This is a genomic window from Phenylobacterium composti DSM 19425 (assembly GCF_059568645.1).
Map to the genome: position 1 here is coordinate 122,945 of NZ_JCANTT010000015.1, position 15,420 is coordinate 138,364.

17 protein-coding genes are annotated in these 15,420 nt (G+C 71.4%); 8 read left to right on the forward strand and 9 right to left on the reverse strand.

Annotated elements, in window-relative coordinates; genetic code table 11:
• Positions 1-4: 4 nt before the first annotated feature.
• The 5 genes from BO64_RS10955 (at position 5) to BO64_RS10975 (ending at position 4,399) form a co-directional block, all read left to right on the forward strand.
• On the forward strand, positions 5-712 hold the full coding sequence (locus BO64_RS10955) for a polysaccharide deacetylase family protein (protein WP_496403330.1): 708 nt from the start codon (positions 5-7) through the stop codon (positions 710-712).
• Positions 713-842: 130 nt separating this feature from the next.
• On the forward strand, positions 843-1,757 hold the full coding sequence (gene argB, locus BO64_RS10960; protein ID WP_496403331.1) for an acetylglutamate kinase: 915 nt from the start codon (positions 843-845) through the stop codon (positions 1,755-1,757).
• Positions 1,748-2,419, forward strand: coding sequence for a pyrimidine 5'-nucleotidase (locus BO64_RS10965; protein WP_496403332.1), 672 nt, complete (start codon positions 1,748-1,750; stop codon positions 2,417-2,419). The genes argB and BO64_RS10965 overlap by 10 nt, the downstream gene beginning before the upstream one ends.
• A 2-nt stretch (positions 2,420-2,421) precedes the next feature.
• Positions 2,422-3,240 carry a 2,3,4,5-tetrahydropyridine-2,6-dicarboxylate N-succinyltransferase gene (gene dapD, locus BO64_RS10970; protein WP_496403333.1) on the forward strand — a complete coding sequence of 273 codons (819 nt, stop codon included), beginning with the start codon at positions 2,422-2,424 and terminating at the stop codon, positions 3,238-3,240.
• A 142-nt stretch (positions 3,241-3,382) separates the two neighbouring features.
• On the forward strand, positions 3,383-4,399 hold the full coding sequence (locus tag BO64_RS10975; RefSeq protein ID WP_496403334.1) for a DUF481 domain-containing protein: 1,017 nt from the start codon (positions 3,383-3,385) through the stop codon (positions 4,397-4,399).
• Between the two features lie 7 nt (positions 4,400-4,406).
• On the opposite strand, the gene BO64_RS10980 is transcribed toward BO64_RS10975, so the two are convergent.
• The gene (locus BO64_RS10980; protein WP_496403335.1) at positions 4,407-4,874 is read right to left on the reverse strand and encodes a cupin domain-containing protein; all 468 of its coding nucleotides are present in this window, start codon (positions 4,872-4,874) and stop codon (positions 4,407-4,409) included.
• Positions 4,875-4,979: 105 nt separating this feature from the next.
• Between BO64_RS10980 and dapE the strand changes: the two genes are divergently transcribed.
• Positions 4,980-6,125 (forward strand): succinyl-diaminopimelate desuccinylase, encoded by a 1,146-nt coding sequence (gene dapE / locus BO64_RS10985; RefSeq protein WP_496403336.1) that lies wholly within the window; start codon positions 4,980-4,982, stop codon positions 6,123-6,125.
• 16 nt (positions 6,126-6,141) lie between these two features.
• Here the strand turns inward: dapE and BO64_RS10990 are convergent, their stop codons facing one another.
• The 3 genes from BO64_RS10990 to fmt all read right to left on the reverse strand — a co-directional run bounded on the left by BO64_RS10990 (position 6,142) and on the right by fmt (position 8,287).
• Positions 6,142-6,516 carry a hypothetical protein gene (locus tag BO64_RS10990; RefSeq protein ID WP_496403337.1) on the reverse strand — a complete coding sequence of 125 codons (375 nt, stop codon included), beginning with the start codon at positions 6,514-6,516 and terminating at the stop codon, positions 6,142-6,144.
• A 107-nt stretch (positions 6,517-6,623) separates the two neighbouring features.
• A complete protein-coding gene (gene truA, locus BO64_RS10995; protein ID WP_496403338.1) occupies positions 6,624-7,361 on the reverse strand; it encodes a tRNA pseudouridine(38-40) synthase TruA in 738 nt (245 codons plus the stop codon).
• Entirely contained in the window at positions 7,361-8,287 is a 927-nt protein-coding gene (fmt, locus tag BO64_RS11000; protein WP_496403339.1) for a methionyl-tRNA formyltransferase, read from the reverse strand. The genes truA and fmt overlap by 1 nt, the downstream gene beginning before the upstream one ends.
• An 86-nt stretch (positions 8,288-8,373) precedes the next feature.
• Here fmt and BO64_RS11005 point away from each other — a divergent pair, with 86 nt between their 5' ends.
• Together BO64_RS11005 and BO64_RS11010 are read left to right on the forward strand one after the other, a co-directional pair.
• Positions 8,374-8,679 carry a hypothetical protein gene (locus BO64_RS11005; protein WP_496403340.1) on the forward strand — a complete coding sequence of 102 codons (306 nt, stop codon included), beginning with the start codon at positions 8,374-8,376 and terminating at the stop codon, positions 8,677-8,679.
• A 218-nt stretch (positions 8,680-8,897) separates the two neighbouring features.
• The gene (locus BO64_RS11010) at positions 8,898-11,321 is read left to right on the forward strand and encodes a hypothetical protein (protein ID WP_496403341.1); all 2,424 of its coding nucleotides are present in this window, start codon (positions 8,898-8,900) and stop codon (positions 11,319-11,321) included.
• A gap of 85 nt (positions 11,322-11,406) precedes the next feature.
• Here the strand turns inward: BO64_RS11010 and BO64_RS11015 are convergent, their stop codons facing one another.
• The 5 genes from BO64_RS11015 to BO64_RS11035 form a co-directional block, all read right to left on the reverse strand.
• Positions 11,407-11,916: a peptide deformylase gene (locus tag BO64_RS11015; RefSeq protein WP_496403468.1), complete on the reverse strand. Its 510-nt coding sequence runs from the start codon at positions 11,914-11,916 to the stop codon at positions 11,407-11,409.
• 71 nt (positions 11,917-11,987) lie between these two features.
• Entirely contained in the window at positions 11,988-13,199 is a 1,212-nt protein-coding gene (locus BO64_RS11020; protein WP_496403342.1) for a DNA recombination protein RmuC, read from the reverse strand.
• Positions 13,200-13,264: 65 nt separating this feature from the next.
• The gene (recR, locus tag BO64_RS11025; protein WP_496403343.1) at positions 13,265-13,867 is read right to left on the reverse strand and encodes a recombination mediator RecR; all 603 of its coding nucleotides are present in this window, start codon (positions 13,865-13,867) and stop codon (positions 13,265-13,267) included.
• 12 nt (positions 13,868-13,879) lie between these two features.
• Positions 13,880-15,019, reverse strand: a complete 1,140-nt coding sequence (locus BO64_RS11030; RefSeq protein ID WP_496403344.1) for a M23 family metallopeptidase — start codon at positions 15,017-15,019, stop codon at positions 13,880-13,882.
• Entirely contained in the window at positions 15,019-15,345 is a 327-nt protein-coding gene (locus BO64_RS11035; RefSeq protein ID WP_496403345.1) for a YbaB/EbfC family nucleoid-associated protein, read from the reverse strand. The genes BO64_RS11030 and BO64_RS11035 overlap by 1 nt, the downstream gene beginning before the upstream one ends.
• Positions 15,346-15,420: the final 75 nt, after the last annotated feature.

Here is a 15,420-nt window from a genome sequence, read left to right on the forward strand (position 1 = left end):
CGACATGAGCCGGGGCCGTCGCCTGTTCCTCGCGGCCGCCTTGCTGGCGGCCCTGGCCGTCGGCCTCGCCTATGCGGCCTATCAGGTCAGCCGGGCCCGCTGTTTCGCCCTGGCCGCCCCCGCCGTCTGCCGGGTTGCGACCACCGAGCCGGTGGTCGCCCTGACCTTCGACGACGGCCCGACCCCGGCCGGCCTCGACGCCCTGCTGCCCGAGCTGGAGCGCCGGGGCGTCCGGGCGACCTTCTTCCTGGTCGGCGCCGAGGCGGCGGAGCGGCCCGACCTCGTCCGCCGACTGGTGGCCTCGGGTCACGAGGTGGGCAACCACAGCTGGAGCCATGTGCGGATGATCGGCCGCGGCCGCGGCTTCTACGACGCTGAAATCCACCGCACGAACCAAGCCCTTCGGGCGGCAGGCGCCGAGCCGGTGCTCTTCCGCCCGCCCGATGGCAAGAAGCTGCTGGGCCTGCCGCTGGCCCTGCGCCGGCACGACCTCAAGATGATCATGTGGACCGTGGAGGATCCGGCCACCCGCGATCCCGCAGCCTTCGCCCAGGCGGTGACCAGCCAGGTCAGGGGCGGCGACATCATCCTGCTGCATCCCATGTACGCCGATCCCACCGCCCGCCGGGCTCTGCCGATGATCCTCGGCGGCCTTGCGGCCAAGGGGCTGCGCCCGGTCACCGTCTCGGAGCTGCTGGCCAAGGCGGCCTAGGAGCGGACGCGCCATTCAAGATCGGCAGGCTGCGCCGCATCCGCGCATGGTCGGAGGCGTGACAGGGGGCGGCCTCTCCGCTATCGGGACGCCACGATTTTCAGCCACCAGTTTCGGGCGGAGCGCGCGGGTGACCGACACCACGGAAGGCCAAGGTTGGGCGACGGCGAAGACGCTGGCCGAGGCGCTGCCCTACATCCAGATCTATGACCGCGAGACGGTGGTCATCAAATACGGCGGCCACGCCATGGGCGAGGAAGAGGTGGCCAAGCTGTTCGCCGCCGACGCCGTGCTGCTGAAGATGTTGGGCCTGCATCCCGTGGTCGTCCACGGCGGAGGCCCGCAGATCTCGGCCTGGCTGTCCAAGGCCGGCGTCCAGAGCCATTTCGTCGACGGCCTGCGGGTCACCGACGAGGCGACCATGGAAGTGGCCGAGATGGTCCTCTCGGGCGCCATCAACAAGGAGATCGCCTCCTGGATCACCCAGGCCGGGGCCGAGGCCGACGTGCGCGGCGTGGGCCTGTCGGGCAAGGACGCCCGGCTGATCGTCGTCGACAAGGTCACCCGCACCAAGAAGGACCCCAACTCCGACGAGGAGCGTATCGTCGACCTGGGCTTCGTGGGCGAGCCCAAGCGGATCGACACCAAGATCATCAAGGCCCTGATCCACGCCGACGAGGACTACATCCCGGTGGTCGCCCCCATCGGCGTCTCGGAGACGGGCGAGACCTACAACATCAACGCCGACACCGTGGCGGGGGCCCTGGCCGGGGCGCTCAGCGCCAAGCGCATGCTGCTGCTCACCGACGTGGCGGGCGTGCTCGACCGCAACGGCGAGCTGATCCGCCAGATGACGGTCGCCGAGGCCCGCCAGGCCATCGCCGACGGCGTCGCCACCGGCGGCATGATCCCCAAGCTGGAGACCGCCATCCACGCCGTGGAATCCGGCGTCGAGGCCGTGGTCATCCTGGACGGGCGCCGCCCCCACGCCATGCTGGTGGAGCTGTTCACCGAGCACGGGGCGGGGACGCTGATTTGCCGGTAGACCTCACCCACGTCGACACCTGGCTGTTCGACCTGGACAACACCCTCTACCCGGCCGACTGCGGCTTCATGGCCGCCATGGTCGATCGGATGACCGACTTCGTGCAGAAGGTCACGGGCCTGCCCCGCGACGAGGCCTTCCGGCTGCAGAAGGCCTACCTCGCCGAGCACGGCCTGACCCTGAAGGGGATGATGATCCACCACGGGGTCGATCCGGCCGAGTTCCATGCCATCTTCCACGACCTGTCGCTGGAGTGCCTGGCCCACGATCCCGAGCTGCTGGCCGCCCTCGAGCGCCTCCCGGGCCGGCGGCTGATCTTCACCAACGCCGACGCCGTCCATGCCGAGCGGGTGCTGGACCGGCTGGGCCTGTCGCATCTGTTCGAGGACGTCTTCCACATCGGCTCGGGGGGCTATGAGCCCAAGCCCAGCCCCGAGGCCTTCGCCCGCATCGGCGCGGCCCACGCCATCGACCCCACCTGCACCGCCTTCTTCGAGGACAGCCCGCGCAACCTCGCCCCGGCCGCCGACCTCGGCATGACCACGGTCCTGGTGGGCGCCCACGCCTTCGAAGACGGCCACGCCGCCGCCCCGTTCATCCACCACCGTACTGACAAGCTCGCGCCGTTCCTCGCGGACGTGCGCCTGCGGGAGACTGCCTGACCATGTCCGACCTGAAGACCGTCATCGAACAGGCCTGGGAGGCGCGCGACGGCCTGAACACCGCCACCACCGGCGAGGTGCGCGAGGCGGTGGACACGGTCCTAGCCCGGCTCGACGCTGGCGAGCTGCGCGTGGCCGAGCGCGGCGCCGACGGCCAGTGGACCGTGAACCAGTGGGTGAAGCAGGCGATCCTGCTGTCCTTCCGCCTGAACGCCAACCAGCTCATGGAGCCCGGTCCCTACTGGGACAAGGTGCCCCTCAAGTTCGAGGGCTGGGACGCCGCCCGCTTCGAACAGGCCGGCTTCCGCGCCGTGCCGGGCGCCATCGTTCGCAAGAGCGCCTACATCTCCAAGGGCGTCGTGCTGATGCCCTCTTTCGTGAACGTCGGCGCCTATGTGGGCGAAGGCACCATGGTCGACACCTGGGCCACCGTCGGCTCCTGCGCCCAGGTCGGGAAGAACTGCCACATCTCGGGCGGCGCGGGCCTCGGCGGGGTGCTGGAGCCTCTGCAGGCCAACCCCACCATCATCGAGGACAACTGCTTCATCGGCGCCCGCGCCGAGGTGGCCGAGGGCGTCATCGTCCGCGAGGGCAGCGTGCTCTCCATGGGCGTCTTCATCACCGCCACCACCCCGATCATCGACCGCCAGACCGGCGAGGTCTTCACCGGCGAGGTGCCGCCCTATTCGGTGGTGGTCTCGGGCTCGCGGCCCAACCCGCACGACTCCAGCCTGCCGTCCACCTACTGCGCGGTGATCATGAAGCGGGTGGACGAGCGCACCCGCTCCAAGACCTCGATCAACGAACTCCTGCGCGACTGATGCCGCGCCCGATGCTCCCCCGCCGGGGGAGCATCGCACGGCGACGCGGTGAGCGGACAAGCGGCGATCTTCCGACTCACTGAGAGCCGCTGGGCCTTCCGCCGTGGACGCCGGCGCGGCTCGTGCTAGGTAGCCTTTTGTCATGATCGTCCGCGTCTCGACCGCCCTCCCCGGCGTCGCGCTGCCGAGCGCCCTCGCCATCGCCGCTCTCGGCGTCGCCCTGGGCGCCGCCTCGCCGGCCGCCGCCGCCCTGCCCGAACCGGTGCGGGCGATGATCGCCAAGGCCGCCGAGAGCCGCGACCCGGCCGTGCTGTCCGCCGTGGTGGCCGTGGCCCGCCAGACGCATCCCGACGAGGCCGCCGACATCGACCGCCTGGCCGCCGAACTGGCCCACGCCGAGGCTGCGCCGGAGACAGCGCCGGAGACAGCGCCCGCCGCCGAGCCGGCCGAGCCGGCCCTCGAACTCGCCACCGCCGCGGCGGCGGCCACGCCAGCCAACGCCAACGCCGCCCTCGATGCGCCCGTCTGGAAGGGCTCGCTGGAGTTCGGCGGCAGCCTCGTCCAGGGCTCCACCGAGTCGGTCGGCGCCTATGGGGTGGTGGACGTCTCCCGCGTGACCCCGCTCTGGACCCAGCGCCTCACCTGGCGCGGCGACTATCAGGAGACCAACGGCCGGGCGAGCACCCAGCGACTCAGCCTGGCCTATGAGCCGCGGGTGCGCCTCTCCTCGCGCCGCTACACCTATGGCCTCGCCCAGTACGAACACGACCGTTTCCTGGGCGTGGAGCACCGCTACACCGTGGGCGCGGGCCTGGGCGTGCAGCTGGCCAACGCCCCGGACCTGAAGATCGCCGTGGACCTCGGCCCCGCCCTGCGACTGACCGAGACCCAGGAGTACGGCGAGGAGCGGGCCGCCGCCGGCCGCGCCAGCCTCAATGTGCGCTGGCTGCCCTCCGACCGGATCACGCTCTCGCAGGAGGCCGCCCTCTACGCCGAGGCCGACCAGACCAGCGCCAAGTCGATCACCGCGGTGGAGACCCTGCTGTTCGGACCGCTGAAGGCGCGGCTCTCCTACAACATGCAGTACGAGCGGGACTCCCGCGTCGCCCGCTCGGACCTCGACACCACCACCCGAGCCTCGGTGCTCTACACCTTCTGAGCCGCGCCTAGGCCTCGTCGTCCTGCGGATAGGGCCGCCCGTCCCGGTGACGGTAGCCGTCCGGCAGGGCGATCATGTCGATGTCGGGATAGTCGCAGACGTCGGCCTCGCGCCGGCGGGAGCCGACCTCCAGATAGACCGCGTCCTGGCCGCTGCGGTTCTGCAGATGGTGGCCGTTGGGAACGCCCGCCTTCCAGGCGGCGAAGTCTCCGGGCCGCAGCACGGTCTCGCCGTCGTCCTCCACAAGCACCGCCTCGCCCTCCAGCATCCAGATGAACTCGTCCTCCAGCGTGTGCCAGTGACGCTGGCTCGACCACTTGCCGGGGGTGAGGCGCACGAGGTTGACGCCGAAGTCGGTGAGCCCGGCGGCGTCGCCCAGTTGGCGCCAGCTGGGCCCCAGACAGATTTCCTTGAACGGATGCGGATAGCTGCTGCCCCGCCGCTCCTCCACCTGCGCGATGTTGACCTTCGGCATGGCCCAGCCTCTCTTGTCTCCTGGTGATCTGGGGACGACCCGGGCCGGGCGCCACCGGCACAAGCCGCTGGAGGTTGCGTGCGCCTTCGCCTAGTAGCGGAGGCCATGCCGAGCCCCATCGATCCCGTCGAGCTCACCCGCGAGCTGATCCGCAAGCCGTCCGTCACCCCCGCCGACGAAGGCGCCATGGACGTGGTCGAGCGCACCCTGGCGAGCCTGGGCTTCACCTGCCGGCGGATGAAGTTCGGGGAGATCGAGAACCTCTACGCCCGCTACGGGACCGCCCGCCCGAACCTCTGCTTCGCCGGCCACACCGACGTGGTGCCGGTGGGCGACGCCGCCGCCTGGACCAGGGACGCCTTCGCCGCCGAGGTGGTGGACGGGGTGCTGATCGGGCGGGGGGCCGTGGACATGAAGTCGGCCATCGCCGCCTTCGCCGCCGCCGCCGCCGAGGCCATCGCCGCGGGCCGCGTCACCGGCTCCCTGTCGTTCCTGATCACCGGGGACGAGGAAGGCGTGGCCACCCACGGCACCAAGAAGGTCGTCGAGGCCCTGCTGGCCGAGGGCGAGGTCATCGACCACTGCGTGGTGGGCGAGCCCACCTCCGCCGAGTCCTTCGGCGACATGGTCAAGGTCGGCCGCCGCGGTTCGATCAACGCCGAGATCGTGGTGGAAGGCGTTCAGGGGCACGTGGCCTATCCCCACCGGGCCGCCAACCCCGTGCCGGTGCTGGTGCGGCTGCTGGCGGCCCTGCAGGACCGGCGGCTGGACGACGGCTATCCCGAGTTCCAGCCGTCGAACCTGGAGGTGACCATGATCGACGTGCCGAACACGGCGACCAACGTCATCCCCGGCGTGGCCAGGGCGCGGCTGAACATCCGCTTCAACCCGAACCACACCGGCCAGGCCCTGGCCGACTGGATCGCCGCCGAGGCCGCCAAGGCCGCCGAAGGCTTCAGGGGCAAGGTCACCGTCATCCCGTCGATCAGCGGCGAGGCCTTCCTCACCGAACGCGGCGCCTTCACCGACCTGGTGGCCGCGGCCATCCGCGACGTCACGGGCGCCGAGCCTGAACTTTCGACCTCAGGCGGCACGTCGGACGCACGCTTCATCCGCGCCCTCTGCCCGGTGGTCGAGGTGGGTCTGGTGGGCCGCACCATGCACCAGGTGGACGAACGCGCCCCGGTGGACGAGATTCGCCGGCTGCAGGCCGTCTACGGCCGCATCCTGGAACGCTACTTCGCGGCTTAGGAAGGCCCAGGCGGCGCTATTCGCCGGCCCCGGCCAGGCCCGTCACCTTCATGGCGACCACGGGGTCGCCCTCGGCGCCGATGTTGCGCGACAGCGGCCCCTGCACGATCACGCGCTTCTGGGTCACCATCTTGGCCATCTCCACCGGCATATCGAGCCGGACGATGGTGACCCCATAGTTGGGCGGCTGCGCCGGCTCGCCCGTCCCTGGGGCCACGCAGACCCGGTCGGACATCACCAGGGCGTAGAAATCCACATGCCGTTCTCGGGCGGTAGTGTCATCGGCGCTGGCCGTGCCGAACTCGGCCTCGTCGAAGCTTTCCATGGCGTAGACCACCCCGACCAGGGTGGCGGTGGCGTCGCCATAGGCCAGGCACGCCTCCTCCGCCACGCCCACGCCGGGGGCGGCGAGCAGCGTCAGGGCGGCGCCGAGGGCCGGAAGGAAGGTCGGACGGGTCAGACGGCAGGTCCTTGGAGCGTAGCGGGGGCGAAGGTCGGTCAGTAGGACACCCCTGTCAAATAGAGCCCCTCGGCCGGCGCCACGGGACCGCAGGCGCGGCGGTCACGGGCCTCGAGCGCGGCCTTCAGGTCGGCTTTGGACCAGCGCCCGACGCCCACCTCGGCGAGGCTGCCGGTCATGGAGCGAACCTGCCGGTGCAGGAACGAGCGTGAGGCGAACTCCAGCAGGACATAGTCGCCCTCGCGGCGCACGGCGGCCACGTCCAGAGTCTTCATGGGCGACTTGGCCTGGCAGCCCAGGTCGCGGAAGGTGGTGAAGTCGTGGTGGCCCACCAGCACCTGGGCGGCGTCATGCATGGCCTCGGCGTCCAGCGGCTTCTTCACGTGCCACACCCGTCCCTGGTCCAGGGCCGGCGGGGCCATGCGGTTGAGGATACGATAGAGGTAGCGGCGCTCCTTGGCCGAGAAGCGGGCGTGCCAGCCTTCCTCGGCGAGACTGGCCTCGCGCACGGCGATGGGCTCAGGGACAAGGTGCGCGTTCAGCGCGTTGCGCACCACGTCGGGTTTCCAGTCCTTGGTCAGGTCCACATGCACCACCTGCCCCATGGCGTGGACGCCGGTGTCGGTCCGCCCGGCCGCCTGCAGCCGCTGCTCCTCGCCGCAGAAGGCCTTCACCGCCCGCTCGATGGAGCCCTGCACGGTGGGCAGCCCCGCCTGCGCCTGGAACCCGGCGTAGGGGCGACCGTCGTATTCGATGAGCAGCCGGTAGCGCGGCATCAGGCAAGCTTGGTTCCGGCCGGGACGGGCGTCCCGCGCAGGAAGGTCTCGGCGTCCTGCGGCCCGCGGCCCTCGCGCTGCACCCGCAGCAGCCGCACCGCGCCCTCTCCACAGCCCACCAGCAGCCGATCGTCCAGCGCCACGCCGGGCTCGCCGGCCGCCGCCTCGTGCGTGGACAGGAGCACCTTCACCCGCACCGGCCCCTTCTCGGCAGGCAGCTCGAACCAGGCCCCCGGAAACGGCGAAAGGCCGCGAATCTTGCGGTCCACCTCGACGGCCGCCTTCGTCCAGTCGATGCGGGCCTCCTTGGGGCGGATCTTCTTGGCGTAGGTGACGCCCTCCTCGGCCTGGGGCGTCTCCACCGCCCGGCCGGCGGCGATATCCTCGAGCGTACGCACGATCAGCTCCGCCCCCGCCGCGGCGAGGCGGTCGTGCAGGGTCCCGGCGGTCTCCAGGGCGTCGATGGGCACGCGCGCGGTCGACAGCACGGGCCCCTCGTCCAGCCCCTCGGTCATGCGCATGACCTGGACGCCCGTGACCTCGTCACCGCCCATGATCGCCCGCTGGATGGGCGCAGCGCCGCGCCAGCGCGGCAGCAGCGAGGCATGGACATTGAACGCGCCGCGCCTGGGGGCCTCCAGCACCTCCCGCGGCAGGATCTGGCCGAAGGCCACCACCACGGCCGCGTCCAGGCCCAGCTCCGCGAAGGCGGCCATCTCGGCCGGGTCGCGCATGGACGCTGGCGTCCGCACGGGAATGCCGCGGCTCTCGGCGAAGGCGTGGACCGGCGAGGGTTTGAGCTCGTGTCCCCGGCCGCGCGGGGCGGGCGGCTGGGAATAGACGCAGGCCACCTCGTGCCCGGCCTCCACTATGGCGGCGAGCGCCGAGACAGCGAAATCGGGGGTCCCCAGGAAGGCCAGTCGCATGGGCGGGGTTTAGCCGTCCTGGGCCCGCAAGGGAACTTCGCCCAAGCGGGGCCGTTGGAGCCGATAGCCGCCACGGAGGATGCGCCATGAAGAAGCTGTTCGCCGTCGCCGCCGCCCTGGGCCTGGCCGCCGCCCTGGCCGCCTGCAGCGAGCGTGAGCGGACCGACGCCGGCGCCGAGGCGGAAACGGCCGCCGACAAGATCGCCGCCGAGGCCAAGGAGGCGGTCAGCAGCCCCAAGCTTCGCGAGGTCGGCTCCGAGATCAAGGACGCCGCCAGCGACGCCGGCCAGGTGATCAAGGACACCGCCCGCGGCGCGGCCAAGGGCGCCCGGGAAGGCGCCGCCAAGGTCGAGGCCAAGTCCCGGGACGCCTCGGACGACGCCCGGCGCTGACCTTCACAGTCAAGCTTGCGGCCGAATTGCGGCTTTGCGGACACACTTTCGCAACGCCTGAACGCTAGCTGCACGCCGCAATGATCCGGGGAGGACGGGGGACGTTAGCAAGGCCGACATTTCGGCCAGGGAGTTTGAAGTTGATCCGACGCCAAGGCGCCCGCTGGGCGCTTCTGTTTTCGACCTCCGCAGCAGCGCTCGCCCTCGCGCAGGCCGCGATGGCCCAGCAACCGGCCCAGGCCGACGCCGCTGCCGCCGCCTATGACCCGTATGACGACGAAGGCTACGAGGTCGACGAGCTGGTGGTCACCGCCGCGAGCACCCTCGCGCCGCGTGGCTCGGTCCTGGGCGAGGCCCAGCCCGAAATCACCCTCGACCAGCGCGAGATCCGCGCCCTCGGGGTGAGCTCGGTCGCCGAGATGCTCGAGGCTCTGGAGCCGCAGCTGTCTTCGGGCCGCGGCCGGGGGGGCGGGCGGCCCATCATGCTCGTCAACGGCATGCGCATCTCCAACTTCTCGGAAATCCGCGACCTGCCCACCGAGGCCATCGTGCGGATGGAGATTCTCCCTGAGGAGGTGGCCCTCCGCTACGGCTATCGCGCCGACCAGCGGGTCGTGAACCTCGTCCTGCGCCGCCGCTTCCGGGCGGTGACGGTGGAGGCCGGCGTCGCCGCGCCCACCGCAGGCGATCAGGCGGCCTATGACGCCACCATCAACGGCCTGCTGATCCGCGATGACGAGCGCCAGCAGGTCAACCTGCGGGCCGGTCTGCAGACGCCGATGCTGGAGTCCGACCGCGACATCATCCGCGTCCCGGACGAAACCGCCTACCGGACCCTGGTTCCGCGGCGGGAATCCCTGGCGCTGAACGGGGTCTATTCGCGCCCGCTGGGCGACGGTGTCGGCGCCAGCCTGAACGGGCGCCTGGAGTGGACCGACACCACCAGCCGCCTTGGCCAGGACCCGGGGACGCTCGACGCCCTGCGCCGGCTGTCCGACAGCAACACCGCCCACCTGGGCGGGGCGGTGAACGGGGCCGTGCGCGGCTGGCGCTGGTCGCTCGTCGGCAACGCCGACTGGAGTGAGAACCAGACCACCACCGAAGTCGCCTTCGACCCGGCCACCGGCGCGCGGGCGCCCAATACCTCGCGCTCCACCGTCACCTCGGCGGACCTCAACGGCCTGGTCAACGGCACGCTGTTCGACCTGCCGGCCGGCGCGGTGAACGCCGCCTTCAGCGCCGGGGCGACCACCCAGCGCGTGGAGGGCGAATCCTTCCGCCTGGGCGTGGCCCGGGAGACCGACCTCGATCGTCAGACGGTGACGGCCCAGGCCAACATCGACCTGCCGATCGCCAGCCGCACCAAGGGGCCCATCGGCGGGATCGGCAACCTGTCGGTTAATTTCAACGCCAATGTCGAGGACTACTCGGACTTCGGCGCCCTCTGGACCCTCGGCGGGGGCGTCACCTGGTCGCCCATCGATGCGATCCGGCTGATCGCCTCGGTCACCGACGAGGACGGCGCGCCGGGCATCCAGCAGCTAGGCGATCCCGAGACGGTGACGCCCAATGTTCGGGTGTTCGACTTCGTCACGGGCCAGACGGTGGAGGTCGCCCAGATTTCCGGCGGCAATCCCGGCCTGTCGGCCGACAACCGCCGGGTGGCCAAGCTGGGCCTGACCCTCAAGCCCTTCAGCAGCACGGACTTCACCCTGCGGGCGGACTACACCCACAGCCGCACCAAGGACGAGATCTCGAGCTTCCCGGCGGCCACCGCCGAGATCGAGGCGGCGTTCCCCGAGCGGTTCGTGCGCAACGCCGCCGGCGACCTCGTCTCCATCGACGTGCGGCCGGTGAACTTCGCCCGCCATGACCAGCAGGAGCTGCGCTGGGGCTTCAACTACTCGCGGCCCATCAGCAACACCCGCACGCCTCCCGGCATGCCGCCGCGTCCCGAAGGGGCGGGCCCGCCGCCGGACGGTCCTCCGCCCGGCGAAGGCGGCGGCCGCGGCTTCGGCGGCGGCGGTCGCGGACCCGGCGGCCCGGGCGGCTTCGGCGGCCCGCGGGGCGGCGGCGGCAACCTGCAGTTCGCCGTCTTCCACACCTGGCGCATCGAGGACGAGGTCCTGATCCGGCCGGGCGTGCCGGTGCTCGACCTGCTGGAGGGCTCGGCCCTGACCCAGACCGGCGGCTCGCCCAAGCATCAGATCGACGTCCAGGCCGGCGTCTCCCGCAACGGCCTCGGCGCGCGGCTCAACGCCCGCTGGCGCGAGGGAACGAGCGTGGACGGCGGCCCGTCGGGCGAGAGCCTGCGGTTCTCGGACCTCACCACGGTGGGCCTGCGCCTGTTCGTCGACCTCGGCATGCAGCCGATGGCCCGCAACAATCCGTGGATGCGGGGCGCGCGGGTCAGCCTCAACATCGACAACCTGTTCGACGAGCGGATCAGCGTCCGCGACGAGGCCGGGCTCACGCCGCTCAGCTACCAGCCCGACCTGGTCGATCCCATGGGCCGGACCGTGAAGCTCAGCTTCCGGAAGATCTTCCTGCCCCGCCGGGCGGTGCCGCCGGTCCGCACCCCTCAGGGGCAAGGCCAGGGCCAGCAACAGGCCCCGGCCACGCCGCGGGCGCCGCAAGGCTGATGCGAAGAGGGGCCGCACACGCCGTGCGGCCCCTGGTTCCTCGCCAACGGCCTGGCTGACGGACGGCCCCCCTGAGGGCGTCGCCTCAGGCCGCCCGGGTAAGCTTCCTGACCTTCTTCACCGCCTGCTCGCGCTTCAGGCGCGACAGGTGGTCGATGAACAGCACGCCTTCCAGGTGGTCCATCTCGTGCTGGATGCAGACGGCGTAGAGGCCGTCGGCCTCCTCTTCCACCTGTTCCCCCTGGTAGTTCAGGTAGCGCAGGCGCACCCGCGCCGGCCGCTCGATCTCGTCGTAATATTCGGGAACCGACAGGCAGCCTTCCTCGTAAGGCGCGGTTTCTTCCGAGGCCCAGAGGATTTCGGGGTTCACGAAGTAGCGCGGCTGCGGCTCCTCGCCCTGCCGCGCCAGGTCCATGACGATGACGCGCTTGGCCACGCCGATCTGGATCGCCGCCAGGCCGATGCCGGGGGCGTCGTACATGGTCTCCAGCATGTCATCCATGAGCGCGCGCAGCTCGTCATCGACCTTGTCGACGGGCTGGGACACCTGCTTCAACACAGGGTTCGGAACGGTCAGGATCTCGCGCACGGCCATGGGCAGCGAGGTAGGTTCGGAATTCCCGAGCGTCAAGGTGGGTTAACCGCCCCCCGGGAACAATCAGACGCCTAGGACTTGGCGGCGAGCCGCACCTGCGGCTGTTCGTCCTCCGACAGCTTGGAAAGCGCCCGCACGCCCACCTCGATGGGCGGCAGTTCCGCGATCTCCTTGCCCTGGTGATCGACCTTCAGGTCCTCAAAGCGCTTGGCCTGTGTGAGGACCTGGCTCTCCAGCGAGCCGACGAAGCGGTTGTAGCGCTCCACCGCCGCCGTCAGGGCCTTGCCCACCGAACCGGCGTGCTCGCCCATCACCGCGATGCGCTTGTAGAGCTCCTTGCCGAGGTCGGCGATCTTCTGGGCGTTGGCCGCCTGCTCCTCCACCCGCCAGCCATAGGCCACCGCCTTGCAGAGGGCGAACAGGGTCGTGGGGGTGACGATCACCACCCGCCGGTCCATGGCCTCGGTCATCAGGTCGGGGGCCCGGTCCAGGGCCGCGGCCAGCGCCGAGTCCAGCGGCACGAACATGGCCACGAAGTCCGGCGAGGCGTCGAACTGGTCCCAATAGGCCTTGGCCGAGAGGCCGTTGATATGGGCCTTCACCGAGGCTACGTGCCGCAGGCCGGCGGCGTCCCGGGCCGCATCGTCCACCGCCTCCTGCAGCTCCAGGAAGGCGTTCAGCGAGCACTTGGCGTCGATCACGAACACCCCGCCGCCCGGCAGTCGCACGGTCACGTCCGGACGGCGGCGGCCTTCCTCGGTGTCGGTGGAGGTCTGTTCCTCGAAGTCGTAGCGGGCCGAGAGCCCCGCCGCCTCCAGCACGTTGCGCAGGGTCTGCTCGCCCCAGCGGCCCTGGACGCCGGCCCCCCGGCGCAGGGCCGCCGACAGCTTGCGGGCTTCTTCCTGCGTCGCCGCCGAGGCCTGCAGCAGCTGCTGGATCTGGGCCTTCAGGCCGCCGGTTTCCTCGGCCCGTTGCTTTTCCACCTCGGCCACCTGGGCCTGGAACTTCTGCAGGGTGTCGGCAACGGGCTTGAGCTGGGCTTCGAGGCGGGCCTGGACCAGCTGCTCGCGGCTGCGCTGCGCATCCTCGTTTCGGCGCAGGATTTCCTCAGCTACCTGGGTCGCCGACTGGGTGAGCTGGCTGCGCAGCAGGTCGCCCTGCTCCTCCAGCATCTGCGCCCGCAATTCGGCGGCCGCGACGCGCATCTGCGCCTTCAAGGCCCAGAGCACCGCCCCGGCGGCCACCGCCGCCAGCGTCACGACGAGAATCCACAGCATGTTCATGCTGCGTTCCTAACGCATCCAGCGAGTCGGCATAACCCCGCTCGCACCGGACGCAGGCGCGGTCCTTAAGCCGGCCGCCGGGCGCGCATGGCCTGGGCGATGGTGCCGTCGTCCAGCCAGTCGAGCTCGCCGCCCACGGGCACGCCCCGGGCCAGCATGGTCACGCTCACGCCGGCCCCGGCGAGGCGGTCGGCGAGATAGTGGGCCGTGGTCTGGCCGTCCACCGTGGCCGGCAGGGCCAGGATCACTTCTCGCACGGCCTCGTCGCTGGCCCGGGCCACCAGCGGCCCCACCCGCAGGGCGTCGGGCCCCACGCCGTCCAAGGCCGACAGCAGGCCGCCCAGGACGTGGTAGCGACCGCGGAAGGCCCCGGCCCGCTCCATGGCCCACAGGGCGCCCACCTCCTCCACCACGCAGATCAGGCTGCCGTCCCGCGTCCCGTCGGCGCAGATGGCGCAGGGGTCCTGGGTGTCGAGGCTGCCGCACACCTGGCAGGTCTTCACCCGCGCCGCCGCCTCCGAGAGGGCGTCGCTCAGCGGCAGGAGCAGCTGGTCGCGGCGCTTGAGCAAAGCCAGGGCCGCCCGCCGCGCCGAGCGAGGCCCGAGCCCCGGCAGCTTGGAGAGCAGGCCGATCAGCCGCTCGATCTCGGGTCCGGCGGACGCCGCCATGTCAGCTCCCCCTCACGATCCGAAGTCGACCACCGCATTGGCCACCGGCGCCTCGCCAGGGGCGGGCCGCGGTCGGGCGGCGGCCATGCCGGTCCAGCCCTCCGGGCTCTCCAACACCTCCAGGGACGGAACCTGCCCCCGCACCGCCATGCCCTCGAACACATAGGCCAGGCCGTCGCCGCCCAGGGCGCTGATCCCGTCCGAGAGGTGGAAGTGCAGGTGCGGGGCGTCGGACTGGCTCGAGTTGCCGAGCACGCCCAGCACTTCGCCCCGGCGCACCTTCTGGCCGGGCTTCACCTTCACGCCGCCCGGCTGCAGGTGGCCGTAGAAGGCGTAGGCGCCGCCGCCGATGTCGAGGACCACGTGATTGCCGCCGATGGTGGCCAGGCTCACGGGCGTGGCGGGCGGCTGGAAGGGGACGTTGTCGGGCAGGTCGTCGCGGGTGGCCGCCACCGTCCCGTCGGCCACCGCCAGAACCTCGGCGCCGTAGCCGGGCCAGGAGTCGTTGCGCGCCGGGTCGCCGCGGAAGGCGCGGCCGGCCTCGTCGAGCTGCACGAAGTCCACGGCGTAGCGCTGGGAGATCCCCGCCCGGCCGTCCACCACCGCCACCGTGCGCCGGTGATCGGCGTCGTTCGAGAGGGCGTTGGCGGCCAGCCAGCCCGCGCCCTTGAGGGGAGCCGCCAGCACGCGGGGCGCGGCGACAACCGGGGCGTCCCCGGCCCGGACCAGGGTGCGGCTGGCCGGCGCATCGGCCGGTCCGCTCACCCGGATGCGGTGGGACAGTCCCCGCGGCGCTTGGCCGGCGCCCGTTTCAAGCCCCACGAAGACGATCACGAACCCGCCCGCGGGCACGGTCAGCTCCTCGCCCTTGGCCGGCGTCGTCCCGCGATGGGCCACCATCTCCCGCAGGGCCGCAGCGTCGAAGGCGGCGAGCACGGCGCCGTCGGCGTCCAAGGCCTCCAGCGCCTCCAACGTCACCGGCCGCGGAGCGAAGTTGGTCAGCCGCAGTTCGTAGAGCAGGTGCGCCCGCCCCTCGCCACGCACCGCCGTCACCTGCGCCGGCGCCTGCACCTCCAGAGGGACCACCGACGGCTCGGCCGCCGCCGTTCCGGCCAGCAGCGTCGCCGCCAGCGCCCAGGAAACAATCCGCATCAGAACTTCGGCATGCCCGGGATGCCCATGCCGGCCAGCGGCCCGGCCGCCTCGCGCATCAGCTCGGCCTGGCGGGCGTCCAGCTTGCGCTTGGCGTCAGCGTGGGCGGCGACGATCAGGTCGGCCACCACCTCGCCTTCGCCCGGCTGCATGAGGCTCTCGTCCAGGTCCACCTTGGCGAGTTCGCCCGTGCCTTTCAGGACCACCTTGACCATGCCGCCGCCCGAGGTGCCCTCGACCTCCAGCTCGGCGATCCGGTTCTGGGCGTCGGCCAGCTTCTGCTGCATGGCCTGCGCCTGCTTCATCAGCGAATTCAGGTCTTTCATCACCGCACTCCTTAAACCGTCGTCCCGGCCATGGCGAAGGGAAGCGCCGGGGCCAAGCCGGGACGGATGAGCTTC